The organism is Streptomyces araujoniae, assembly GCF_050871195.1.
Classification (GTDB): Bacteria; Actinomycetota; Actinomycetes; order Streptomycetales; family Streptomycetaceae; genus Streptomyces; species Streptomyces bacillaris.
Genome location: NZ_CP194070.1, coordinates 6,002,342 through 6,026,008 on the forward strand (window position 1 = coordinate 6,002,342; position 23,667 = coordinate 6,026,008).

Genomic DNA, 23,667 nt, shown 5'->3' on the forward strand with positions numbered 1-23,667 from the left:
CGCCCCGTACGTCCGCCGGGCCCCTGGAGGGGCGGCGGGGCGGCGTACGGGACGCCTGGGTCATACGCGGTACGTCGGTGACGGGGCCGGCCGCGCGGGGCGGCCGGCGGGCGTCAGGTCAGTAGCGCTCGAGCGCCGGCGGCTCGACGAAGGCCGAACCGGACAGGCCCAGCGTCGCCTCGTAGATCTTCTTGTACGTGCCGTCCTTGACGCGGTTCTCCAGCGAGTCGTTGATCGCGTCGCGCAGGACCTTGTCGTCCTTGTTCAGGCCGACGCCGTAGGGCTCGCTGGTGAAGGGCTTGCCGACGACCTTGAGCTTGCCGGAGTTGGCGGCCGCGTACCCCTTGAGGATCGAGTCGTCCGTGGTGAGGGCGTCGACCTGCTTGGTCAGCACCTGCTGCACGCAGTCGGAGTACTTGGCCAGCTCGACGACGTTGGCGCCGTACTCGGGCTTCTTGATCTCCTGGAGCGGGGTGGAGCCGACGATCGAGCAGACGCGCTTGCCCTTCACCGAGTCCTTGCCGGTGATCGAGTCGTCGTCCTTGCGGACCAGGAGGTCGGCGCCCGCCTTGTAGTACGGACCGGCGAAGCCGACCTGCTTCTTGCGCTCGTCGTTGATCGTGTACGTGCCGACGTAGTAGTCGACCTGGCCCTTGGAGATGGCCGTCTCGCGGACGCCGGAGTCGACGGTCTTCCACTCGATCTGCTGCTCGGAGAAGCCGAGGTCCGCCGCGATCATCTTGGCCAGCTCGATGTCGAAGCCCGAGCGCTCCTTGGTCGACTGGTCCTCGAAGCCGAGGTAGGGCTGGTCGGCCTTGGCACCGATGATCAGCTTGCCGCGCTCCTTGGCCTTCTTGAAGACCGGCGAGTCCAGGGCGACGTCCTTGGCGACCTCGTACGTGGGCAGCGCGGGGGCCTCGGAGGCACCGGGCTTCGTGCCGCTCGGTTTGTCACCGGCGGAGCCCTCCTTGCCGCCGCACGCGGTCGCGGTCAGGGCGAGTACGGCGATGGCCGCGACGGCGGCCGACTTGCGGAGCTTCATGTCTGATTTCCTTAAGCCGTATGGTCGTTGTCGTCTGTCGTCGATCGTTCGGACGTGGTTCGTCAGTGGTGAAGGATCTTCGACAGGAAGTCCTTGGCCCGGTCGCTGCGCGGGTTGCTGAAGAACTGCTCGGGCGCGGCCTCTTCGACGATCTTTCCGTCGGCCATGAAGACCACGCGGTTGGCGGCCGAGCGGGCGAAGCCCATCTCGTGGGTGACGACGATCATCGTCATCCCGTCCCTGGCCAGCTGCTGCATGACCTCGAGGACCTCGTTGATCATCTCCGGGTCGAGAGCCGACGTGGGCTCGTCGAAGAGCATGACCTTCGGGTCCATCGCCAACGCCCGCGCGATGGCGACGCGTTGCTGCTGGCCACCGGAGAGCTGCGCCGGGTACTTGTCGGCCTGGACCCCGACGCCCACCCGGTCGAGCAGGGTCCGGGCCTTCTCCTCCGCCGCCTTCTTGTCGGCCTTGCGGACCTTGGTCTGGCCCAGCACGACGTTCTCCAGCACCGTCTTGTGCGCGAAGAGATTGAACGACTGGAAGACCATGCCCACGTCGGCGCGCAGTCGCGCCAGCTCCTTGCCCTCCTGGGGCAGGGGCTTGCCGTCGATCGAGATCGCACCCGAATCGATCGTCTCCAAGCGGTTGATCGTGCGGCACAGCGTGGACTTCCCGGACCCGGAGGGCCCGATGACGACCACGACCTCGCCACGGGCGATGGTCAGGTCGATGTCCTGGAGCACATGCAGCGCGCCGAAGTGCTTGTTGACGTTGCTCAGTACGACAAGGTCGTCGCCCGCAGGCGCGGCATCCTCGGCGGCCTTGGTCACTGAAACTCCGCTCATCGGCTTTTTGCTCCGTCCTCCTCGGGTTCCAAGGACACTAATGACGCGGTGCGACCAGCGTCATTACATCTGAGCGGAAATTGAGCATAACGATCCGGCGGCAACCGGACACTCCGTGTGAAGGGGACGCCACGTGCGGTGCGGGGGCGTACCGGCTACATAACGGAAACCGCCCCGCAACCGGCAACCCCTTGACTGGCGTACCCGTCATCGGAGTGGATGCCCTGTGCGGCGGATCGAGCGAGGCGCCGCCGGCGACGGCGGTACGCCACCGGAGACGGTGCGAGGCCGACGGAGGCGCTGAAGCGCCTGCGGGTCCGGTCGAACACCGTCGAACGGAGCGTGAAGCCGGTTTACGCGAACGAGTCCGGGAAAGCCCGAAGGCCCGGGGAGAGCGAGAGGAGGGCCATGAGACTGCTGCTCGTCGAGGACGACGACCACGTGGCGGCGGCCCTGTCCGCCGTGCTCGCCCGGCACGGCTTCCAGGTCGTGCACGCCCGCAGCGGCGAGGAGGCGCTGCGCGCGCTGCTGCCTGCCGAGAAGGAGCCCTTCGGGGTCATCCTGCTCGACCTCGGCCTGCCCGACCAGGACGGCTACGAGGTCTGCGGCAAGATCCGCAAGCGCACCGCGACCCCGGTGATCATGGTGACCGCCCGCGCCGACGTCCGCTCCCGTATCCACGGGCTCAACCTCGGCGCCGACGACTACGTCACCAAGCCCTACGACACCGGCGAGCTGCTCGCCCGTATCCACGCGGTCGCCCGGCGCACCACCGGCACCGAGGACACCGCCCCGACCCCGGTCGCGGCCCTGCGGCTGGGATCCGTCGCGATAGAGCTGCCCACCCGGCGCGTCAGCGTTGACGGCACCGAAGTGCAGCTCACCCGCAAGGAGTTCGACCTCCTGGCCCTCCTCGCGCAGCGGCCCGGCGTGGTCTTCCGCCGCGAGCAGATCATCAGCGAGGTCTGGCGCACCAGCTGGGAGGGGACCGGGCGCACCCTGGAGGTGCACGTGGCCTCGCTCCGCTCCAAGCTGCGGCTGCCCGCCCTCATCGAGACCGTGCGGGGCGTCGGCTACCGGCTCGTCGCGCCGTCCGCGTAACGGGCGGGTACGTCCCCGGTGCGCACCCGTCTCCTTCCGCTGCTCATCACCCTCATGGCGGCCGTCCTGCTCACCCTGGGCTTCCCGCTCGCGGTCAGCGTGGCCGCCGCCGAGCAGCAGCGGCTGGTCATCGACCGGATCGACGACACCGCCCGGTTCGCCGCCCTGGCCCAGCCCATCACCGACACCGTCCCCGCCTACGACGAGCGCCGGCTCACCCTCGCCACCGACCTGGAGGTCTACGCCTCCGTGTACGGGATCCGGGCCGGCGTCTTCTACCGGAACGACCTGGCCCTGGCGAAGGCCCCGGGCAACTGGATGCTGCCGCCCGAGGGGGAGGGGCGGACCGCCTTCAACGAGGCGCTGCTCGGACGCCGTTCGCACGATCCCCCGCAGGTGTGGCCCTGGCAGGACGGCCGGGTCGTCGTCGCCTCGCCCGTCGTGCGCGACGGTGACGTGGTCGCCGTCGTCGTCATCGACTCGCCCACCGACGAGATGCGCGCCCGGATCCTGCGGACCTGGCTGCTGATCGCCGTCGGGGAGGCCCTGGCGATGCTGGTCGCCGTCGGCGCGGCCGTCCGGCTCACCGGCTGGGTGCTGCTGCCGGTACGGGTCCTGGACGCGGCCACCCACGACATCGCCGTCGGCCGGATGCGCTCACGGGTCGCCGCCGCGGGCGGACCGCCGGAGCTGCGGCGGCTGGCCCGCTCCTTCAACGAGATGGCCGACAACGTCGAGGACGTCCTGGAGCAGCAGCGCGCGTTCGTCGCCGACGCCTCCCACCAGCTGCGCAACCCGCTCGCCGCGCTCCTGCTGCGCATCGAGCTGCTGGCCCTGGAGCTGCCCGAGGGCAACGAGGAGATCGCCGCCGTACGGACCGAGGGCAAGCGGCTGGCCCGGGTCCTGGACGATCTGCTCGACCTGGCGCTGGCCGAGCACGCCGAGGCCGACCTCCAGCTCACCGACATCGTCCCGCTCACCGCCGACCGCGTCGCCTCCTGGCGGCCGATGGCGGACGAGAAGGGGGTCCACCTCGTCCAGGACGGGGCGCCCGCCGCCACCGCCTGGGCGGACCCGGTGGCGCTCTCCAGCGCGCTCGACGCGGTCATCGACAACGCCCTGAAGTTCACCCCGGCCGGGGAGGACGTACGGGTCACGGTCACGCCGGGCACCACCGCGGTGACCGTCGTGGTGGCCGACCGGGGGCCCGGCCTCACCGACCAGGAGCTGGAGCGCGTCGGGGACCGCTTCTGGCGCTCCACCCGCCACCAGAACGTGAGCGGGTCGGGGCTCGGCCTCTCCATCTCCCGCGTGCTGCTCGCGGCGGGCGGCGGCTCGATCGCGTACGGACGCCACGAGCCGCACGGCCTGCGGGTGACGCTCTCCGTGCCGCGCGAGCAGCCGCCCACGGCCGTCGGCTCCCGGGACCCGGCCGGGGGATGACCGCCGGGTGGCGGGTTCTCCAGGGCCCGACCGAGCGGTAGCCACCGGGCAGTGGGGGTCCCAGGGCCCGACCGGGCGCCGACGCCGCGGGGGCGAGCGCGCGCCGGTGCCGCAGGGGCCGATCACGTGCTGTGCTTCAGCGCTTGATCACCTGCTGTGCCTCAGGGCTTGACCGAGCGGTAGTAGCGCCTGGCCCCCTCGTGCACGGCCAGCGGGTCGGTGTAGATCGCCGTCCGCAGATCCACCAGCTGGGCCGCGTGCACCTCGCGGCCGATCCGGTCCCGGCTGTTGATCACGGTCCGGGTGAAGGCCTCGGCCATGGCCGGATCGATGCGGTCCGTGGTGACGAGCAGATTGGCCACCGCCACCGTGGGGACCGACGTGCCCCGCTGGGCGTAGCGGTAGGCGTCGGCGGGCATCGTGGCCGACCGGTAGTAGCGGGCGGAGCCGCCGTTCGACTGCAGCTCCTTGATCAGCTCCTCGTCCAGCGGGACCAGCTTGATCGCGAACCGCTGCGACAACTCGTGCACCGCCCCCGTCGGCAGCCCGCCGGACCAGAAGAAGGCGTCCAGATCCCCGGAGACCAGCCGGTCCGGCATCGTGTCGATCCCCGCCGAGACGGCGGTCAGGTCCCGCTGCGGATGGATCCCCGCCGCGCTCAGCAGCCGGTCCGCGACCAGCCGGACCCCCGAGCCCTCCTGGCCCACACCGACCCGCCTGCCCCGCAGATCGGCCACGCTCGCGATGTCGGAGTCGCGCGCGACCACCAGCTGCACGTAGTCGTCGTAGAGCCGCACACAGCCCCGCAGGCGGTGGGCGCCGGGCCTGCCGTCGCGGACGTAGGTGGCCACGGCGTCGGCGGTGGCGATGGTGAAGTCCGCCTTCCCCGTCGCCACCCGCGCGAGGTTCTGCTGGGACCCCTCACTGGTGAGGAGCTTTATGGAGACCTCGGGCATGTCCTTGGCAAGAGCGCCTTCCAGCCGTTGTCCGTACCGCTGGTAGACCCCGCTCGGCACCCCCGTGGAGAAGGTCAGCGTCCCGCTCGGGGTGCGTTCGCCCAGCGGGAGGAGCCACCACGCGAGCAGCCCGAGCACCACCGCGAGCACGGCGCCCGTCCGAAGGGCGCGCCGTCGGCCGAACCGGGACAGAGCGTGGAACATGCGCGCGATCCTGCCAGCTCACCGCCTCGGTGACCAGGCCCGGCCGGGCAGGGACCGGGGCGCACCCGGCCACCGCCTACCCTGGTCACATGAGCAGCGGCAACCGGAGCGAAGAAGCAGTGGACGTCCAGAAGAGCTACGAGGTGCGCACCTACGGGTGCCAGATGAACGTCCACGACTCCGAACGGCTGTCGGGTCTCCTGGAGGACGCCGGCTACGTCCGGGCCCCCGAGGGCGCCGACGGCGACGCCGACGTCGTCGTCTTCAACACCTGCGCGGTACGGGAGAACGCCGACAACAAGCTCTACGGCAACCTCGGCCGCCTCGCCCCGATGAAGACCAGGCGCCCCGGGATGCAGATCGCCGTCGGCGGCTGCCTGGCGCAGAAGGACCGCGACACCATCGTCAAGCGCGCCCCCTGGGTGGACGTCGTCTTCGGCACGCACAACATCGGCAAGCTGCCCGTGCTGCTGGAGCGCGCCCGCGTCCAGGAGGAGGCGCAGATCGAGATCGCGGAGTCCCTGGAGGCGTTCCCCTCCACGCTCCCCACGCGCCGCGAGTCCGCCTACGCCGCGTGGGTCTCCATCTCCGTCGGCTGCAACAACACCTGCACCTTCTGCATCGTCCCGGCCCTGCGCGGCAAGGAGAAGGACCGCCGCACCGGCGACATCCTGGCCGAGATCGAGGCCCTGGTCGCCGAGGGCGTCTCCGAGATCACCCTGCTCGGCCAGAACGTCAACGCGTACGGCTCCGACATCGGTGACCGCGAGGCCTTCTCCAAGCTGCTGCGCGCCTGCGGGAGGATCGAGGGCCTGGAGCGCGTCCGCTTCACCTCGCCGCACCCCCGCGACTTCACCGACGACGTCATCGCCGCCATGGCCGAGACGCCCAACGTGATGCCGCAGCTCCACATGCCGATGCAGTCCGGCTCCGACCGCGTCCTGAAGGCGATGCGCCGCTCCTACCGCCAGGAGCGCTTCCTCGGGATCATCGAGAAGGTGCGCGCCGCGATGCCGGACGCCGCCATCTCCACCGACATCATCGTGGGCTTCCCCGGCGAGACCGAGGAGGACTTCGAGCAGACGATGCACGCGGTCCGCGAGGCCCGGTTCGCCAACGCGTTCACCTTCCAGTACTCCAAGCGCCCCGGGACCCCGGCCGCCGACATGGACGGCCAGATCCCCAAGGAGGTCGTGCAGGAGCGGTACATGCGCCTGTCCGCCCTCCAGGAGGAGATCTCCTGGGGCGAGAACAAGAAGCAGGTCGGCCGCACCCTGGAGGTCATGGTCGCGGAGGGCGAGGGCCGCAAGGACGGCGCCACGCGGCGGCTCTCCGGCCGCGCCCCCGACAACCGCCTGGTCCACTTCACCCAGCCCGAGCAGCCCGTGCGCCCCGGTGACGTGGTGACCGTCGAGATCACCTACGCCGCCCCGCACCACCTCCTCGCGGAGGGCACCCCGCTCGCCGTACGGTCCACCCGCGCGGGCGACGCCTGGGAGAAGCGCACCACGGCCGCCGCCGCCAAGCCGGCCGGTGTGATGCTCGGCCTCCCCACCGTCGGCGCCCCGGCCCCGCTCCCGGCGGCCTCGGCCCCTGCCTGCGGGATCGGCTGACGGTACGGGGCGGCGGAGCCCCGGAGGGGCGCCCGGCGACGAGCACCGCGCGCCCCTCCGGGGGCGACGGGGCGGGGAGCGACCGCCGTCGCCCCGGTGCGGGGGCACGGCGGGCCGTTCCCCCTGCCCAGTACGCTGACCGGCATGCTTGTCGCCGCTGCCGTCTGCCCCTGTCCGCCGCTCCTGGTGCCCGAGGTCGCCGCCGGGGCCGCGCCCGAGCTCGACCCCGCGCGGGCCGCGTGCCTCGACGCCGTGGGGGTGCTCGCCGCCTCCCGCCCCGACCTGCTCGTGGTCGTGGGGCCGGGGGACGGCTCGGCCGCCGGTGCGTATCCGGCAGGCGCGCGCGGCTCCTTCCGCGGCTTCGGCGTCCCCCTCGACGTGACCCTGGGCGCGCCGGACCCGGCCGTTCCGGGGCCCCGGCTGCCGGACTCGCTCGCCGTCGGCGCCTGGCTGCTGGAGCGCGCCCGCTGGACGGGCGCACCGGTCGAGGCGCTCGCGGTCGACAGGCGCGCCCCCGCTGAGAAGTGTGCCCGGGCCGGGCGGGAACTGGCCGCCCGCGCCGGCCGCGTCGCGCTCCTGGTGATGGGTGACGGCAGCGCCTGCCGCACGGTCAAGGCGCCCGGCTATCTGGACGAGCGGGCCGAGGCCTTCGACGCCCGGGTCACCGAGGCGCTGGGCGCGGCGGACCTCGCCGCGCTCGACGCGGTGGACGAGACCCTCGCATACGACCTCAAGGCGGCCGGCCGGGCCCCCTGGCAGCTCCTCAGCGGCGCCGCACGGGGCGCGGGCCTCGGCGGGCGGCTGCTGTACGAGGACGCGCCCTACGGGGTCGGCTACACCGTCGCCGCCTGGTCCTGAACGCGCCGATGGCGGCACCGGAGCGCTCCGGTGCCGCCATCGGGATGCCGTACGGCCGATCGGGTCAGGAAGCGGGCGGGGGCGGGGTGGCACCAGGGGTGCCGCCGGGCGTGCCGCCGTCCTTGTTGCCCAGCTTGTCCACGGCCTCCTTGGCCTTGCGCGTACCCGAGTCGATCTTGTCGCTGTACTTGCCCTTGGTCTTCTCGTCGACCGTGCGCGCGGCCTTGTCGAGGCCCTGCCCGATCTTGCCCCCGTGCTGCTGCGCGAGGTCGCCGACCTTGTCCTTGGCCGGTCCCAGCTTGGCCTTGAGGTTGTCCAGGAGCCCCATTGGGTCACCTTCCGTGCAGTGAGGACGGTCTGACGGGAGCGTTCTCCCGCCCCCATTGTCCGTCACCTGCCCTTTCCTGCCGACTTTACTCGCCCTTTAGCGTTTCCCTGACGGCTCCCCGGGACCCCGGAGCGTGCGCCGGCACCCCCGGGGTTTGGGAGACTGTTCCGGTGAACCGTCCCGCTTCAGCCCCTCGCGTCATCACCGTCGTCGGCCCCACCGCGGCCGGAAAGTCCGATCTGGGGGTCTTCCTCGCCCGGGAGCTCGGCGGCGAGGTGATCAACGCCGACTCCATGCAGCTCTACCGCGGGATGGACATCGGCACGGCGAAGATGACCCCCGCCGAGCGCGCGGGCGTCCCGCACCGTCTGCTGGACATCTGGGACATCACCGAGGCCGCCAGCGTCGCCGAGTACCAGCGCCTGGCCCGGCTGGAGATCGACCGGCTGCTCGCCGAAGGCCGTACGCCGATCCTGGTCGGCGGCTCCGGGCTGTACGTGAAGGGCGCCATCGACGCCCTGGAGTTCCCCGGTACGGACCCCGGGGTGCGCGCCCGGCTGGAGGGGGAGCTGGCCGAGCGCGGCTCCGGCTTCCTGCACCAGCGGCTCGCCGCGGCCGACCCCGACGCCGCCCGGTCCATCCTCGCGAGCAACGGCCGCCGGATCGTCCGCGCCCTGGAGGTCATCGAGATCACCGGCAAGCCCTTCACCGCCAACCTCCCCGGCGAGAAGCCCGTCTACGAGGCCGTCCAGCTCGGTGTCGACGTGGAGCGCCCCGAACTGGACGAGCGCATCGCCCTGCGCGTCGACCGCATGTGGGAGGCGGGCCTCGTCGACGAGGTACGCGCCCTGGAGGCGGCCGGACTCCGCGAGGGCCTCACCGCCTCACGCGCCCTGGGCTACCAGCAGATCCTGGCGGCGCTCGCGGGGGAGTGCACCGAGCAGGAGGCGCGGGCCGAGACCGTACGCGCCACCAAGCGCTTCGCGCGCCGGCAGGACTCCTGGTTCCGCCGCGACCCGCGGGTGCGGTGGCTCGGCGCCGGACACCGTGACCGGGAAGAACTCCCGCACCGGGCGCTGACGTTGATCGAACGAGCGGTCACAGCCTGATCACGTGATGGCATCGGGACGCTCCGGCCGTCAATTCGGCACCCGTGATCGTGCCATCATCGAGCATCGATCCACCAGTGCAGTCCGAGTTGGGAGGGCGCGTGGCGATGGAGGCCGGCCCTCGCGACACGGAGCAGCACGACGTACCGCCGCCGCGGCTGCTCGCGGGGCGGCTGAGCCCTGACGGTCCCGACGGGCCCGATGGCCCGGACGAGCAGGATGTGGTCCCCGAGGTCGAGGTCGAGCTGCGGCCCGCCCGCAGACTGCGCATCTGGCAGCTCGCGCCCATCGTCATGCTGGCCGCCGTCGGCTCCCTGATGTTCGCCTTCCCGCTCGCCTTCGAGTTCGGTGACGGCGGTGCGGTGGTCGCCATGCTGGGACTGCTGATCAGCTGCTGCGCGGCCGGCTGGGGCATGATGGCGGCCCGCCGCGTCGGCCACACCTGGCCCGGCCTGCCCGCCCGGAACTCCGGTGAGCGTCCCGACTGGCGGGTGATCGCGCTGTACGTGGCCGTGGGCGCCGGGCTGGTCGCCCTCGCCATCTGGCGCGTGGCCCGGCTGCGCTGACGGCCCTCGGGCCACCGTCCCGGAGCCCTCGCCCGCCCTCGGCCGGGACGCTCGCACGGTGCTGCTCCGGGGTGTCCACCCGGCTTCGCCCGGGGGTCCTGCTCGGAGGGCGTCGGCCCGGCCCGTACCGGGGCCCCGGCGGCCCTGGAGACCGCCCGGGACGTCCCCGGGGCGCACGCCCGGATCCCTGCCCGGATCCCTGCCCGGCGGGTCCGGCCTCGCGGAGTGCCGGGGGCGGCTCGTACAGTTGCCCTGTGAGCACTTCGAGCACTTCGCGGATCAGTTTCCTCAAGGGTCACGGCACCGAGAACGACTTCGTGATCGTCCCCGACCCGGACAACGCCCTCGCGCTGCCCGCCCCCGTCGTCGCGCGGATCTGCGACCGCCGGGCCGGCATCGGCGCCGACGGGGTGCTGCACGTGGTCCGCTCCGCCGCCCACCCCGAGGCCCGGGACATGGCCGCCGAGGCCGAGTGGTTCATGGACTACCGCAACGCGGACGGCTCCATCGCCGAGATGTGCGGCAACGGCGTGCGCGTCTTCGCCCACTACCTCCAGCGTGAGGGCCTCGTCGAGCAGGGCGGCCTGGCCGTCGCCACCCGGGGCGGCATCAAGCAGGTGCACATCGCCAAGGACGGCGACATCACCGTCTCCATGGGGCGCGCCCTGCTCCCCGAGGAGAGCGCCACGGTCGCCGTCGGGGAGCGCAGCTGGCCCTCCCGCAACGTCAACATGGGCAACCCGCACGCGGTCGCCTTCGTCGACGACCTGGCCCACGCGGGCGACCTGCTCGCCGCGCCCCCGGTCAGCCCCGCCGCGGTCTACCCGGAGGGCGTCAACGTCGAGTTCGTCGTCGACCGGGGCCCGCGCCACGTCGCCATGCGCGTCCACGAGCGCGGCTCCGGCGAGACCCGCTCCTGCGGCACCGGCGCCTGCGCGGTCGCCGTCGCCACCGCCCGCCGGGACGGCACGGACCCCGCGGTGACCGGTCTCCCCGCGACGTACCGGGTGGACCTCCCCGGCGGCACCCTGACCATCACCGAGCACCCGGACGGTTCGGTCGACATGACCGGCGCCGCCGTGATCGTCGCCGAGGGCACCATCGACCCGGCCTGGCTGGAAACGGCCACCGGCTGACCGGAGGGCACACCCCGGGGCTCCCGGATCGAAACGGTGATCGGTCCGGGCTTCGCTCGAATGGGTGATCCGTTTCACGCTGGGCGAGAGCCGGACTGCGCCACGTGGTGGGGTCGATAGCATCAAGCACCGGCCCGGAGCGGCATCCGCCCCTCCCCACCGCCGGTCGACGTTGCCGGAGGTGCCCCCCATGAGTGCAGAGGCCGCCGACCCCGCCGCTGTGCCCCGCAGGCGGAGCCGGCCCAGGATCGATCTGCGCAGACTGGGCCGGGTGGCGCTGCTCGGCCCGGTCGGCCGCGACCGGCTGCCCGCCGCCATCAGCCATGTCGCGGAGGCGCACCGGGCCCACCACCCCGACGCCGACCTCGCCATCCTGCACCGCGCCTACGTCCTCGCGGAGTCCTCGCACCGGGGCCAGATGCGCAAGAGCGGCGAGCCCTACATCACGCACCCGCTGGCCGTCACCCTGATCCTCGCGGAGCTGGGCGCCGAAACCACCACCCTGACCGCCTCCCTCCTCCACGACACCGTCGAGGACACCGAGGTGACGCTCGATCAGGTGGGGGAGCAGTTCGGCGAGGAGGTCCGCTACCTCGTCGACGGCGTCACCAAGCTGGAGAAGGTCGACTACGGAGCCGCCGCCGAGCCCGAGACCTTCCGCAAGATGCTCGTCGCCACCGGCAACGACGTTCGGGTCATGTCCATCAAACTGGCCGACCGGCTGCACAACATGCGCACCCTCACCGTGATGCGCCCCGAGAAGCAGGCCCGGATCGCCAAGGTCACCCGGGACGTCCTCATCCCGCTGGCGGAACGTCTCGGCGTCCAGGCGCTCAAGACCGAGCTGGAGGACCTGGTCTTCGCCATCCTGGACCCCGAGGGGTACGAGGAGACCCGCGCCCTCATGGCCGGTGCGACGGGCGGCGAGGACCCCCTGTCCGCCATCGCCGGCAACGTACGGACGACCCTGCGGGAAGCGGGCATCACCGCCGAAGTCCTCATCAGGCCGCGCCACTTCGTCTCCGTCCACCGGGTCCGCCGCAAGCGCGGTGAGCTGCGCCCCACCGACTTCGGGCGGCTGCTCGTCCTGGTCGGGGAGGACGCCGACTGCTACGCCGTCCTCGGTGAGCTGCACACCTGCTTCACCCCGGTGATCTCCGAGTTCAAGGACTTCATCGCCGCGCCCAAGTTCAACCTGTACCAGTCACTGCACACCGCAGTCGTCGGCCCCGGGGGCGCGGTGGCCGAAGTCCTCATCCGTACGCACCGGATGCACAAGGTCGCGGAGGCGGGCGTCGTCGCCCTGGGCAACCCGTACGCCCAGGGACTCGCCGCCCCGCAGACCGAGCCGTCCGACGAGCGCGCCGACCCGACCCGGCCCGGCTGGCTCTCCCGGCTGCTGGACTGGCAGGAGTCCGCCACCGACCCGGACACCTTCTGGACCACGCTCCGCGCCGACCTCGCCCAGGACCGCGAGATCACCGTCTTCCGCACCGACGGCCGCACCCTGGGCCTGCCCGCCGGGGCCAGCTGCGTCGACGCCGCCTACGCGCAGCACGGGGAGCGGGCCCACGCCTGTATCGGGGCCCGGGTCAACGGCCGCCTGGCCACCCTGAGCACCGTCCTCAGCGACGGCGACACCGTGCAGCTGCTGCTCGCCCAGGACACCGCCTCCGGCCCGTCCCCCGAGTGGCTCGACCACGCCCGCACCCCCGCCGCCCGCATCGCGATCACCGGCTGGCTCACCGCCCACCCGGAAGCGGCCGTAACGGAGACCGGGGACGCCGGGGCCTCCGGACCCGAAGGCGTGGACTCCGGCCGCCCGGTCCCGGTTGCGGCAGCCGGTGCAGCGGGCGGCCCCGAGGACCGTACGGCCCCGGATTCCGGCGGCCCGCAGCCCGCCGCGCCTGCCCGTACCCGGTCCGGCGGGAGCGCCGCGGGTGTCGTCGTCGACGGCACCGACAGCCCCACCCGCCTGGCGGGCTGCTGTACGCCGGTGCCCCCGGACGAGGTGGTCGGCATCGTGATCCGGGGCGGCGCCGTCACCGTGCACCGCCAGGAGTGCCCCGCCGTGGCCCGGATGCGGGAGATCGGCCGCGCCCCCGTCGCGGCCCGGTGGCGCGACGAGGACGGCGGGAACGACCCGGCGGGCTGCCGGGTCACCCTCGTCGCGGAGTCCTTCGGGCGGCCCCGGCTGCTCGCCGACCTCACCGAGGCGATCGCCACGGCCGAAGCCGCCATCGTCGCCGCCACCGTCGAACCGCCCAGCGAGCAGCGGGTCCGGCACACCTACACCCTCCAGCTCCCCGACGCCGCCGGGCTGCCCGCGCTGATGCGGGCCATGCGCGAGGTCGCCGGGGTCTACGACGTCAGCCGCGCCCACCACCCGGCCGCCACCGGCTGACCCACCCCCCCCGGGCCCCGGCGGGCCGGGGCGGACCACCGGCGCCCGGGCCACCCGCGGTCCGTCCGTCGGGCCACCGCCGACCACGGCGGCCCGGCTGCCGTACGCACCGCCCACCAGCCGGGATCCGTCGCCGCAGCGGTCCCGGGCCCGCCCCGTTCGGGTGGTGCGGCGCGCGGCGCCGCCGGGAGCGCGCCCCGCGCTGATAGCGGTAGTCCATGCCGCACCTCTCCCGCCGCCTGCGCGCCGCCCTGCTGGCCACCGCGTCGCTCACCCTCGTCGCCGCTGCCGCCCTGCCCGACCCCGAGCCGCTGGGCATCGGTGACCGGCTCTTCCCCGAACTGGGCAACCCCGGCTACGACGTCCTCGCCTACGACATCGCCCTCACCTACCACGGCAGCAACACCAAGCCCCTGGACGCCGTCACCAAGATCGCGGCCCGCACCACCGCGCCGCTGGACCGGATCAACCTCGACTTCGCCCGCGGCACCGTCCAGGGCGTCGAGGTCAACGGGCGGGCCGCAGACTTCGGGAGCAAGAACGAGGACCTGGTCATCCAGGCCCCCCGCCGCCTCCCCGCGGGCGTCCCGCTCGACATCACCGTCCGGCACACCAGCGACCCGGCCGGGACGGCGGGCAACGGCGGCTGGATCCGTACCGCCGACGGCCTCGCCATGGCCAACCAGGCCGACGCGGCCCACCGGGTCTTCCCCGGCAACGACCACCCCTCGGACAAGGCGCACTTCACCTTCCGCATCACCGCCCCCGAGGACCTCACGGCCGTCGCCAACGGGCTGCCCGCCGGCCACACCCGCAACGGCCCGACCACCACCTGGACGTACCGCACCGAGCACCCCATGGCCACCGAACTGGCCCAGGTCTCCATCGGCCGCTCCCACGTCCACCACCACACCGGCCCCCACGGGCTGCCGCTGCGCGACGTCGTCCCGGCCGCCGACCGCGCGACGATGGAGCCCTGGCTGAAGAAGACCCCGGCCCAGCTGGAGTGGATGGAGCGGCGGGTCGGCCGCTATCCCTTCGAGTCGTACGGAGTCCTCGTCGCGGACAGCCGCATCGGCTTCGCCCTGGAGACCCAGACGCTCTCGCTCTTCGGTAAGTCCTTCTTCACGGAGCCCGCCTACCCCGAGTGGTACGTCGACTCCGTGATGGTCCACGAGCTGGCCCACCAGTGGTTCGGCAACAGCGTCTCGCCCGCCACCTGGTCCGACCTCTGGCTCAACGAGGGACACGCCACCTGGTACGAGGCCCTGCACGCCGAGGAGAGCGGTGGCGTCACCCTGGAGCGGCGGATGCGCGAGGCGTACAAGCTGTCCGACGGCTGGCGGGCGGACGGCGGCCCTCCGGCGCGCCCGGACGCCCCGGCCGAGGGCGAGAAGCTGAGCCTCTTCCGCCCGGTCGTCTACGACGGCAGCGCCCTGATCCTCTACGCCCTGCGCCAGGAGATCGGCGCGGCCGCCTTCGACCGGCTCCAGCGTGCGTGGGTCCGCGTCCACCGGGACTCCACGGCGACCACCGAGGACTTCACCCGGCTCGCCTCCGGCATCGCCGGCCGGGACCTCACGGCCTTCTTCGAGGGATGGCTGTACGGGGCGAAGACCCCGCCCATGCCCGGTCACCCGGACTGGCGGGCGGCCCAGCCCGCCGCCACCCCGTGACGGCGGGGGAGACCCGGGCCGTGACCGTGGGGGAAAACCCCGGTGACGGGCCCCGTGGGGCCGTGCCACTATCGACAGGTCGGTACGGCGGACCGCTCGGGAGCGCCCGGCGGTGGTGATCGGGAATCATCCGGAAAGATCACACGTTGTGACTGGCGTAAAGACTTCTATCGACGTAAGGATCCAATGACCTCCTCTTCTTCCCTTCCCCAGGACGCGCAGAACGCGCGGAGCGCCACGGACAGCACCCCCGGGAGCCTCACCGAGGGCCTTCGGGCCGACGCCCTGATGGAAGAGGACGTCGCCTGGAGCCAGGAGATCGACGGAGCGCGCGACGGCGAGCAGCTGGACCGCTCCGAGCGGGCCGCGCTGCGGCGCGTCGCCGGTCTCTCCACGGAGCTCGAGGACGTCACCGAGGTCGAGTACCGACAGCTGCGCCTGGAGCGCGTCGTGCTGGTCGGTGTCTGGACCTCGGGGACGGTGCGGGACGCGGAGATCTCCCTCGCGGAGCTGGCCGCGCTCGCCGAGACGGCCGGCGCCCAGGTGCTGGACGCGGTGTACCAGCGGCGCGACAAGCCCGACCCGGCGACCTACATCGGTTCCGGAAAGGCGCTGGAGCTGCGGGACATCGTCCTCGAATCCGGTGCCGACACCGTCGTCTGCGACGGTGAGCTGAGCCCCGGCCAGCTGATCCACCTGGAAGACGTCGTCAAGGTGAAGGTGGTCGACCGCACCGCCCTCATCCTCGACATCTTCGCCCAGCACGCCAAGTCCCGGGAGGGCAAGGCGCAGGTCTCCCTGGCGCAGATGCAGTACATGCTGCCGCGGCTGCGCGGCTGGGGTCAGTCGCTCTCCCGTCAGATGGGCGGCGGCGGTTCCAGCGGCGGTGGCGGCATGGCCACCCGTGGTCCCGGTGAGACCAAGATCGAGACGGACCGGCGGCGGATCCGCGAGAAGATGGCGAAGATGCGCCGGGAGATCGCGGAGATGAAGACCGGCCGCGAGATCAAGCGGCAGGAGCGCAAGCGCAACAAGGTGCCCTCTGTCGCCATCGCGGGCTACACCAACGCGGGCAAGTCCTCACTGCTCAACCGCCTCACCGGCGCCGGTGTCCTGGTGGAGAACGCCCTGTTCGCCACCCTGGACCCGACCGTGCGCCGGGCCGAGACCCCGAGCGGCCGCATCTACACCCTGGCCGACACCGTCGGGTTCGTCCGGCATCTGCCGCACCACCTGGTCGAGGCGTTCCGCTCCACCATGGAGGAGGTCGGGGAGTCCGATCTCATCCTGCACGTGGTGGACGGCTCGCACCCGGTGCCGGAGGAGCAGCTCGCCGCGGTCCGCGAGGTGATCCGGGACGTCGGCGCGGTGAACGTGCGCGAGATCGTCGTGATCAACAAGGCGGACGCGGCGGACCCGCTGGTCCTCCAGCGGCTCCTGCGCAACGAGAAGTACGCGATCGCGGTCTCGGCCCGGACCGGCGAGGGCATCGACGAGCTGCTCGCGCTCATCGACGCCGAGCTGCCGCGCCCGTCCGTCGAGATCGAGGTGCTCGTGCCGTACATCCAGGGGGCCCTGGTCTCCCGGGTGCACGCCGAGGGCGAGGTCCTCTCCGAGGAGCACACCCCCGAGGGCACCCTGCTCAAGGCCCAGGTCCACGAGGAACTGGCGGCGGAGCTGGGGACGTTCGTCCCCACCGCACACTGATCACCCGCGCCCTGATCGCCGTACGGCGGCCAGGCCGCGACGAGGACGCCCGACCGGGAAGCCCCCTGGCCGGGCGTTCTCGCGTTCCCGCCCGCTCCGGTGCCGCCGAGCCCGCTCCGGGACCGGTCCCGGACTCGCCCTCGTACCGTCGGCTTCCCCCACCGCCGTCCCGCCGTCCGACCGTCGCTCACTCCCGCCCCCGCCGTACCGCCGCACGACCGTTGTTCACTCCGGCCCCCGCCCCCGCCGTCCCGCCGCCGCGTTCACACCCGCTCCGCCGCACCGGAACCGTCGGCCGCGTCATCCTCCCCGTACCCCGGGGGGACGAAGCACGCGGTCACGGTCTTGCCCTCGCGCTGCGGATGGTGGTGCCAGCTGTCGGCCAGCGCGTCGACGATGGCCATGCCCCGGCCGCCGAGCGCCCCGGGGTCGGCGTCCCGTGGTGTGGGCGGCTGCGGACTGGAGTCGTGGACGCTGACGTGCAGGCATGCGCTGTCCCAGGTCAGCACGAGCTGGGCGTCGCTGCGGGCGTGCCGGTGCGCGTTGGTGATCAGCTCGGAGACGGCGATGAGCACCGAGTCCACCGTGTCGGGCGAGCGCTCGGCCCACTCCAGGGATGCGAGGTGCTCGCGCGCCCAGTGCCGTCCCGCCCGTACCCCTTGGGAAATGGGGAAGGACTGCGCCCAGCCCACCGCCCTCATCGTGGAATCGGTCATCACCCTGCCTCTCCGTCGTGACCGCACGGAACGCGTGCCCGGTCGCCTTCCGTCTACCCGCCGGAACGCCGAACACCGTCCCGCCGGGCGGCGGAACGGTGTTCGGTCGGACGGTGTCCGGTGGGACGGCCGGGCGGGAGAGCCCTACTGGCCGGCGTACTTCTCGCTGACCGCGCGGTAGACGCCCTCGGCCTCCTTGCCCAGCCGGGGACCGGCCAGCCAGCCCGCCGAGACCGGGCCGATCGAGGTGTTCGAGACCAGGGCGGGCTTGCCGTCCGACCCGGCCGCGACCCAGCCGCCGCCGGAGGAACCACCGGTCATCGTGCAGCCGATGCGGTACATCGTCGGCTCGTCCCGGCGGACCGACAGCCGGCCCGGCTTGTCCTTGCACTGGAGCAGCTGCTGCCCGTCGAACGGCGGCGCGGCCGGGTAGCCGGTGGCCGTCATGTCCGGGATCTGCGCGACGGCCGGAGCGTTGAACTCGACCGGCAGCGCCGAGCCGACCGTCTCCTCCAGCGACTTGCCCGTCGAGCCCTTCTCCGGCGTCACGTGCAGCACCGCGAAGTCGTACGGGGCGCCCTGCCCGCCGGTCGCCGCGCCCTCGGTGATCCACTGCTCGGAGGTCTGGGCCCACCGGCCCCACCACACGCCGTAGGGGGCGATCTTCTCCTTGGGCGCGGTCTCCAGCTCCGCCAGCGAGAGGCCGTCGTTGTTGTACGACGGGACGAAGGCGATGTTGCGGTACCAGCCGCCCTTCTTGCCCGCGTGCACACAGTGCCCGGCGGTCCACACCATGTTGGACTTGCCCGGGTTGGCCGGGTCCTTCACCACGGTCGCGGAGCAGACCATCGAGCCCTGGGGACCGTCGAAGAGCAGCTTCCCGGACTCCGGCGCGTCGTTGTGGTACGGCGTCGCGACCCCGGCCGCCCGCACCGGGGCGGGCGTCGGGTCCGTCACGCCGTCGTCACCGGAGATGTCGTTGTCGACCGGGGCCTCCGGGGGCGTCTCGGCCTCCCGCATCCGGTCCGGGTCCCAGAGGTCCTCGATGATCGGGTTGACGAAGTCCTTGGCCTCACGCAGCCACTTGTCCTTGTCCCAGTTCTTCCACTCGCCGTCCCGCCACTTGTCCGGGTCGATCCCGTGCTCCTTGAGCCGGTTCTTCAGGTCGTCCGGGATGGCGATCTTGCCGTCGGACGACGGATCGGCCGAGGCGCTGGGCGTCGTACCGCCCGCGTTGTCCTCCTCCGGACCGCAGGCGGTGGCGGTGAGCGCCAGGACGGCGGCGACCGCCGTGGCGGCGAGCACACCGGAGGGCATCCGGCGCACACGCCTGCCGCGGCGCGCGGTATCGGTCGGGCGAACGGTTCGCATGTCGTGATCCCCCTGGGACTTCGTCACTCGGTACTCCGTGCTGCTTTTCGGACACTCCGGGCCGCGGAGCAGGTGCTTCCGGCGCCCGGTGCGGCCCCCCACTATGCCGGTGCCGATGGGGACGGTCCGCGGCAGGTCCGCGGTTCCGCTCGCCAAGGACGTTCCGGTGTACCCGTGATCCCTTGAGGTCGGCGTCGTTGGTACGTACGGGGGACACCAGGACAGCGTTCACCCCCGCACTCCGTCCGCACGCATCCGTACCGACGTGCAACGCAACTGTTACCGCAGGAGGATCAAGAGCCGTGTCCGTGACCGAACCCGCTCCGGTGGCCCCGCCCCCCGTGCACGAGGGCATCCTCCGCCGCCAGTCGCTGCGCGAGTCGGCCGCCCGCACCTATGCGCGGTCCCTGCCGATCGTCCCGGTCCGGGCGCGCGGGCTCACCATCGAGGGCGCGGACGGACGGCGGTATCTGGACTGTCTCTCGGGCGCGGGCACCCTGGCGCTCGGCCACAACCACCCGGTCGTCCTCGAAGCCATCCGGAAGGTCATCGACTCCGGCGCCCCCCTGCATGTGCTCGACCTCGCCACCCCGGTCAAGGACGCCTTCACCACCGAGCTGTTCGCCACCCTGCCGCCCGAGTTCGCGGAGAACGCCCGGATCCAGTTCTGCGGCCCCGCCGGTACGGACGCGGTCGAGGCCGCGTTCAAACTGGTCCGCGCCGCGACCGGGCGCGAGGGCCTGCTGACCTTCACCGGCGCGTACCACGGCATGACGGCCGGGGCGCTGGAGGCCTCCGGCGGCGCCCGGGACGTGAAGGTGACCCGGCTGCCCTTCCCGCAGGACTACCGCTGCCCGTTCGGCGTCGGCGGCGAGCGCGGTGCCGCCCTCGCCGCCCGGTGGACGGAGCATCTGCTCGACGACGGGAAGGGCGGCGTCCCCGCCCCGGCGGGGATGATCGTGGAGCCGGTCCAGGGCGAGGGCGGCGTCAACCCCGCCCCGGACGCCTGGCTCCGCAGGATGCGGGAGATCACCCGCGCCCGGTCCATCCCGCTCATCGCCGACGAGGTCCAGACCGGCGTCGGCCGGACCGGCGCCTTCTGGGCCGTCGAGCACAGCGGGATCGTCCCGGACGTCATGGTCCTCTCCAAGGCGATCGGCGGCTCCCTCCCGCTCGCGGTCATCGTCTACCGCTCTGAGCTGGACCTCTGGCAGCCGGGCGCCCACGCGGGTACGTTTCGTGGCAACCAGCTCGCCATGGCGGCGGGCGCGGCCACCCTCGCGTACGTCCGGGAGAACGGGCTGGCGGACCGGGCGGCGGCCTTGGGGGCCCGGATGCTCGACAGCCTGCGGACGTTGCGGGCGGACCACCCGGGGATCGGCGACGTACGGGGGCGCGGACTGATGATCGGCCTGGAGCTGGTGGACCCCGAAGCCGCGCCCCTGCGGGCCGAGGCCGACGACCCCGCACCGGCCCCGCCGCCGGACCCGGTCCTCGCCCGCGCCGTCCAGCAGGAGTGCCTGGACCGCGGTCTCATCGTCGAACTGGGCGGCCGGCACAGCGCCGTGGTCCGCCTGCTGCCCCCGCTCATCCTCACCGACGAGCAGGCGAGCGCCGTCGTCGACCGGCTGGCCGACGCGCTGGCGGCCGCGGAGCGTTCACCGCACCGCCGGGCCACCGCCGCGCTGACCTCCTGATTCCCGCGAACCACAAGGAAGACCGCCGTGAACCCCACCCCCGCGCCCGAGGCCGACGGCCCCGGGACCCCCCAGCACCGAGGGCAGGACGGACCGGCCGCCCCCGGCACGGTCGAGGCGACGACGACCGTGCCCCGTCAGAAAGCGTTGTGCGAAGGCGACTTGACCGCCCCGGTGCTCCCCGGCGGTGAACTCCCGTACGGCGACGACCCCCTGGACCACCCCAATCCGCTGCGGGCCGCCGACGCCGCCGGGACCGAGAGCCTGCTGCGGTGCTGGACCAGGGAGAACGACCTGCCCCGCCCCGAGGGCGACACCCTGCGCGTCGCCTTCCCCGCCACCGGCACCGCGCTCCTCGTCCCCGTCGCCTACTGGTCGGCCACCGGAGCCCACCGCTTCGGCCCCCCGGTCCTGGAGGGCGCCCCCGAGAAGGCCCCGCCGGCCGACGCCGTCACCGTCGCCGTCCTCATCGGCCGGGAGGCCGACCGCAACGGCTCCGCCGACCTGGTCGCCCGGGTCGCCGACTCCGTACGCCACACCGCCGGGTTCGTCGAGGAGCGGCGCCGCCACCCCGCGGAACCGGCCGACACCGACCTCTTCCTCACCGCCGAGCAGTCCCTCCTCCTCGGCCACCCCCTCCACCCCACCCCCAAGAGCCGCGAAGGGCTCTCCGAGGCGGAGGCCCGGCGCTACTCACCCGAGCTGCACGGCTCCTTCCCGCTCCACTGGTTCGCCGTCGACCGCTCCCTCACCGCCACCGATTCCGCCTGGACCGACGGCGGTCCGGCATCCGCCGAGGAACTGCTCGCCCCGCACCGCGAGGGACTGCGCCTGCCGCCCGGCACCGCCGCCGTACCGCTCCACCCCTGGCAGGCCGCCGACCTGCTGGGCCGCCCCCAGGTCGCCGCCCTCCGGGAGTCCGGCCTGCTGCACGACCTCGGTCCGTACGGCGAGCCCTGGCACCCCACCTCGTCCATCCGCACCGTGCACCGCCCCGGCGCCCGCGTCATGCTCAAGCTCTCCCTCGGCGTCCGCATCACCAACTCCCGCCGGGAGAACCTCCGCAAGGAGCTGCACCGGGGCGTCGAGGTCCACCGCCTCCTCTCCACCGGCCTCGCCGACAGCTGGCAACGGGAGCATCCCGGATTCGACATCGTCCGCGACCCCGCCTGGCTCGCCGTCGACGACCCCGGGGGCGACCCCGTCACCGGCCTCGACGTGATGCTCCGGCAGAACCCCTTCGGGCCCGGCGACGACGCGGTCTGCATCGCCGGGCTCACCGCCCAGCGCCCCCGCCCCGGCAGGCCGGAGATGCGCTCCCGCCTGGCCGAGGCGGTCACCGCGCTGGCCGCCCGCACCGGGCTCGCGGCAGCCGAGGTCTCTGCCGAATGGTTCCGCCGCTATCTGGACAAGGTCGTGCGCCCCGTCCTCTGGCTCGACGCCCACGCGGGGGTCGCCCTCGAAGCCCACCAGCAGAACACCCTGGTCCTGCTCGACCCGGACGGCTGGCCGGTCGGCGGCCGCTATCGCGACAACCAGGGCTACTACTTCCGCGACTCCCGCCGCGAGGAGCTGGAACGGCGGCTTCCGGGCATCGGCGCCGTCAGCGACACCTTCGTCTCCGACCCGGTCACCGACGAGCGGTTCGCCTACTACCTGGGCATCAACAACGTCCTCGGCCTGATCGGAGCGTTCGGCGCCCAGCGGCTCGCGGACGAGGCGGAACTCCTCGCCGTACTGCGCCGGTTCCTCACCGAGGCGGCGGAACTGGGCTCGCCACTGCCCGCGTATCTTCTGGACCACGGCCAACTGCGCTGCAAGGCCAACCTGCTGACCAGGCTGCACGGACTCGACGAGCTGGTCGGACCGGTCGACACCCAGTCCGTCTACGTCTCCATCGCGAACCCGCTGCACGCCTAGAGGGGCCGGCCGCTACCGCGTCGGCCGCCCGCTCGAGAGAGGAGAGTGCCCCTGTGCCCTTCGCCGACGCGCCCGCCGAATCCGACACGGAGCCTCCGGAAGCGGCCGACGCACCTCCGGAGCCCGCCGCCGCGTCTCCGGAACCGGCCGGTCCGCCTCCGGAGCCCCGCCCCGGAGCCGCGGGGCCGGGCACAGGGCCGGACACCGGCACCGAGTACACCGGCACAGCGCCGGACACCGGCGCCGAGGACACCCTCGACCTGAAGCTCACCGAGGAGCTGCTCGCCCCCGTCGGCCGGGAGCGGCGCCGGGTGGCGGCGGCCACCGGAAGCGCGTCCTGCGGCGAGCTGCTCACGGACCCCGGCACCTGGCCCGGAGCGACCACCCCGGCCGGGACGTTCCACCTGGTCCCGGTGGTCCTGGAGCGCGACCTCGCCCTGATCAGCGGCTGGATGAACGACCCCGCCGTCGCCGCCTTCTGGGAGCTGGCCGGGCCCGACTCCGTCACCGCCGACCACATCCGGACCCAGCTCGAAGGGGACGGCCGCTCCATCCCCTGCCTCGGCCTGCTCGACGGAACGCCCATGAGCTACTGGGAGATCTACCGGGCCGACCTGGACCCGCTGGCCCGCCACTACCCCGCCCGCCTCCACGACACCGGCATCCACCTCCTCATCGGGGGCGTGGACCACCGGGGGAAGGGCCTGGGCACCAGCCTGATCCGCGCCGTCGCCGACCTCGCCCTGGACAACCTGCCCCGGAGCGGGAGGGTCGTGGCCGAGCCCGACCTGCGGAACACGCCGTCCGTAGCGGCCTTCCTGAGCGCCGGATTCCGGTTCTCCGCCGAGACGGACCTCCCCGACAAACGTGCCGCCCTGATGATCCGCGACCGAACGTACCGTGATCACCTGTGAACATCGCACCGCACCGTCCACACCGCTCGAACCCCATCGGTTCCACCCGGAGGAGTCC

At 73.0% G+C, this 23,667-nt stretch carries 19 protein-coding genes; 13 read left to right on the forward strand and 6 right to left on the reverse strand.

Going from position 1 to position 23,667, the window contains the following annotated elements:
• Positions 1-118: 118 nt before the first annotated feature.
• Positions 119-1,042 (reverse strand): glutamate ABC transporter substrate-binding protein, encoded by a 924-nt coding sequence (locus tag ACQ9ZG_RS25965; RefSeq protein WP_109914807.1) that lies wholly within the window; start codon positions 1,040-1,042, stop codon positions 119-121.
• A gap of 62 nt (positions 1,043-1,104) precedes the next feature.
• Entirely contained in the window at positions 1,105-1,890 is a 786-nt protein-coding gene (locus tag ACQ9ZG_RS25970) for an amino acid ABC transporter ATP-binding protein (RefSeq protein WP_026237579.1), read from the reverse strand.
• A gap of 408 nt (positions 1,891-2,298) precedes the next feature.
• Between ACQ9ZG_RS25970 and ACQ9ZG_RS25975 the strand changes: the two genes are divergently transcribed.
• Positions 2,299-2,991, forward strand: coding sequence for a response regulator transcription factor (locus tag ACQ9ZG_RS25975; RefSeq protein WP_018488343.1), 693 nt, complete (start codon positions 2,299-2,301; stop codon positions 2,989-2,991).
• 18 nt (positions 2,992-3,009) lie between these two features.
• Positions 3,010-4,434, forward strand: a complete 1,425-nt coding sequence (locus ACQ9ZG_RS25980) for a sensor histidine kinase (protein ID WP_109914808.1) — start codon at positions 3,010-3,012, stop codon at positions 4,432-4,434.
• Between the two features lie 161 nt (positions 4,435-4,595).
• Here the strand turns inward: ACQ9ZG_RS25980 and ACQ9ZG_RS25985 are convergent, their stop codons facing one another.
• Entirely contained in the window at positions 4,596-5,594 is a 999-nt protein-coding gene (locus ACQ9ZG_RS25985; protein WP_028419046.1) for a TAXI family TRAP transporter solute-binding subunit, read from the reverse strand.
• An 89-nt stretch (positions 5,595-5,683) separates the two neighbouring features.
• Here ACQ9ZG_RS25985 and miaB point away from each other — a divergent pair, with 89 nt between their 5' ends.
• Together miaB and ACQ9ZG_RS25995 are read left to right on the forward strand one after the other, a co-directional pair.
• Complete coding sequence (gene miaB / locus ACQ9ZG_RS25990) at positions 5,684-7,207, forward strand: tRNA (N6-isopentenyl adenosine(37)-C2)-methylthiotransferase MiaB (RefSeq protein WP_499281274.1); 1,524 nt, start codon at positions 5,684-5,686, stop codon at positions 7,205-7,207.
• A 144-nt stretch (positions 7,208-7,351) separates the two neighbouring features.
• Entirely contained in the window at positions 7,352-8,065 is a 714-nt protein-coding gene (locus ACQ9ZG_RS25995; RefSeq protein ID WP_499281275.1) for a class III extradiol dioxygenase subunit B-like domain-containing protein, read from the forward strand.
• Between the two features lie 64 nt (positions 8,066-8,129).
• Here the strand turns inward: ACQ9ZG_RS25995 and ACQ9ZG_RS26000 are convergent, their stop codons facing one another.
• Positions 8,130-8,393 carry an antitoxin gene (locus ACQ9ZG_RS26000; RefSeq protein ID WP_018488338.1) on the reverse strand — a complete coding sequence of 88 codons (264 nt, stop codon included), beginning with the start codon at positions 8,391-8,393 and terminating at the stop codon, positions 8,130-8,132.
• 170 nt (positions 8,394-8,563) lie between these two features.
• Here ACQ9ZG_RS26000 and miaA point away from each other — a divergent pair, with 170 nt between their 5' ends.
• From miaA to hflX, 6 genes are all read left to right on the forward strand, one after another.
• The gene (gene miaA / locus ACQ9ZG_RS26005; RefSeq protein ID WP_109917255.1) at positions 8,564-9,502 is read left to right on the forward strand and encodes a tRNA (adenosine(37)-N6)-dimethylallyltransferase MiaA; all 939 of its coding nucleotides are present in this window, start codon (positions 8,564-8,566) and stop codon (positions 9,500-9,502) included.
• 107 nt (positions 9,503-9,609) lie between these two features.
• Entirely contained in the window at positions 9,610-10,068 is a 459-nt protein-coding gene (locus tag ACQ9ZG_RS26010; RefSeq protein WP_109917256.1) for a hypothetical protein, read from the forward strand.
• Between the two features lie 254 nt (positions 10,069-10,322).
• Positions 10,323-11,204, forward strand: coding sequence for a diaminopimelate epimerase (gene dapF / locus ACQ9ZG_RS26015; RefSeq protein WP_018488332.1), 882 nt, complete (start codon positions 10,323-10,325; stop codon positions 11,202-11,204).
• Positions 11,205-11,394: 190 nt separating this feature from the next.
• A complete protein-coding gene (locus ACQ9ZG_RS26020) occupies positions 11,395-13,608 on the forward strand; it encodes a RelA/SpoT family protein (protein WP_499281276.1) in 2,214 nt (737 codons plus the stop codon).
• A gap of 218 nt (positions 13,609-13,826) precedes the next feature.
• Positions 13,827-15,284, forward strand: coding sequence for a M1 family metallopeptidase (locus tag ACQ9ZG_RS26025; protein WP_109915010.1), 1,458 nt, complete (start codon positions 13,827-13,829; stop codon positions 15,282-15,284).
• Between the two features lie 186 nt (positions 15,285-15,470).
• Complete coding sequence (gene hflX / locus ACQ9ZG_RS26030) at positions 15,471-16,991, forward strand: GTPase HflX (protein WP_109915009.1); 1,521 nt, start codon at positions 15,471-15,473, stop codon at positions 16,989-16,991.
• 263 nt (positions 16,992-17,254) lie between these two features.
• Here the strand turns inward: hflX and ACQ9ZG_RS26035 are convergent, their stop codons facing one another.
• Positions 17,255-17,707, reverse strand: coding sequence for an ATP-binding protein (locus tag ACQ9ZG_RS26035; RefSeq protein WP_028419057.1), 453 nt, complete (start codon positions 17,705-17,707; stop codon positions 17,255-17,257).
• Between the two features lie 144 nt (positions 17,708-17,851).
• The gene (locus tag ACQ9ZG_RS26040; RefSeq protein WP_109915008.1) at positions 17,852-19,024 is read right to left on the reverse strand and encodes a trypsin-like serine peptidase; all 1,173 of its coding nucleotides are present in this window, start codon (positions 19,022-19,024) and stop codon (positions 17,852-17,854) included.
• 356 nt (positions 19,025-19,380) lie between these two features.
• Between ACQ9ZG_RS26040 and ACQ9ZG_RS26045 the strand changes: the two genes are divergently transcribed.
• From ACQ9ZG_RS26045 to ACQ9ZG_RS26055, 3 genes are read left to right on the forward strand one after another with little or no spacing between them, the layout of a single operon-like run.
• Entirely contained in the window at positions 19,381-20,775 is a 1,395-nt protein-coding gene (locus ACQ9ZG_RS26045; protein WP_109915007.1) for a diaminobutyrate--2-oxoglutarate transaminase family protein, read from the forward strand.
• A gap of 27 nt (positions 20,776-20,802) precedes the next feature.
• A complete protein-coding gene (locus ACQ9ZG_RS26050) occupies positions 20,803-22,695 on the forward strand; it encodes an IucA/IucC family protein (protein ID WP_109915006.1) in 1,893 nt (630 codons plus the stop codon).
• Between the two features lie 53 nt (positions 22,696-22,748).
• Positions 22,749-23,609, forward strand: coding sequence for a GNAT family N-acetyltransferase (locus tag ACQ9ZG_RS26055; protein WP_109915005.1), 861 nt, complete (start codon positions 22,749-22,751; stop codon positions 23,607-23,609).
• The last annotated feature ends 58 nt before the right edge of the window (positions 23,610-23,667 follow it).

Excerpts from the sequence above, each read along its gene's own strand:
- ACQ9ZG_RS25985 (WP_028419046.1), bottom strand. The coding sequence starts at position 5,594 with ATGTTCCACGCTCTGTCCCGGTTCGGCCGACGGCGCGCCCTTCGGACG.
- ACQ9ZG_RS26010 (WP_109917256.1), top strand. The coding sequence starts at position 9,610 with ATGGAGGCCGGCCCTCGCGACACGGAGCAGCACGACGTACCGCCGCCG.
- ACQ9ZG_RS26025 (WP_109915010.1), top strand. The coding sequence starts at position 13,827 with ATGCCGCACCTCTCCCGCCGCCTGCGCGCCGCCCTGCTGGCCACCGCG.
- ACQ9ZG_RS25965 (WP_109914807.1), bottom strand. The coding sequence starts at position 1,042 with ATGAAGCTCCGCAAGTCGGCCGCCGTCGCGGCCATCGCCGTACTCGCC.
- ACQ9ZG_RS26020 (WP_499281276.1), top strand. The coding sequence starts at position 11,395 with ATGAGTGCAGAGGCCGCCGACCCCGCCGCTGTGCCCCGCAGGCGGAGC.
- ACQ9ZG_RS26040 (WP_109915008.1), bottom strand. The coding sequence starts at position 19,024 with ATGCCCTCCGGTGTGCTCGCCGCCACGGCGGTCGCCGCCGTCCTGGCG.
- ACQ9ZG_RS25975 (WP_018488343.1), top strand. The coding sequence starts at position 2,299 with ATGAGACTGCTGCTCGTCGAGGACGACGACCACGTGGCGGCGGCCCTG.
- ACQ9ZG_RS25970 (WP_026237579.1), bottom strand. The coding sequence starts at position 1,890 with ATGAGCGGAGTTTCAGTGACCAAGGCCGCCGAGGATGCCGCGCCTGCG.
- hflX (WP_109915009.1), top strand. The coding sequence starts at position 15,471 with ATGACCTCCTCTTCTTCCCTTCCCCAGGACGCGCAGAACGCGCGGAGC.
- ACQ9ZG_RS26000 (WP_018488338.1), bottom strand. The coding sequence starts at position 8,393 with ATGGGGCTCCTGGACAACCTCAAGGCCAAGCTGGGACCGGCCAAGGAC.
- ACQ9ZG_RS26035 (WP_028419057.1), bottom strand. The coding sequence starts at position 17,707 with ATGACCGATTCCACGATGAGGGCGGTGGGCTGGGCGCAGTCCTTCCCC.
- ACQ9ZG_RS25995 (WP_499281275.1), top strand. The coding sequence starts at position 7,352 with ATGCTTGTCGCCGCTGCCGTCTGCCCCTGTCCGCCGCTCCTGGTGCCC.
- miaB (WP_499281274.1), top strand. The coding sequence starts at position 5,684 with ATGAGCAGCGGCAACCGGAGCGAAGAAGCAGTGGACGTCCAGAAGAGC.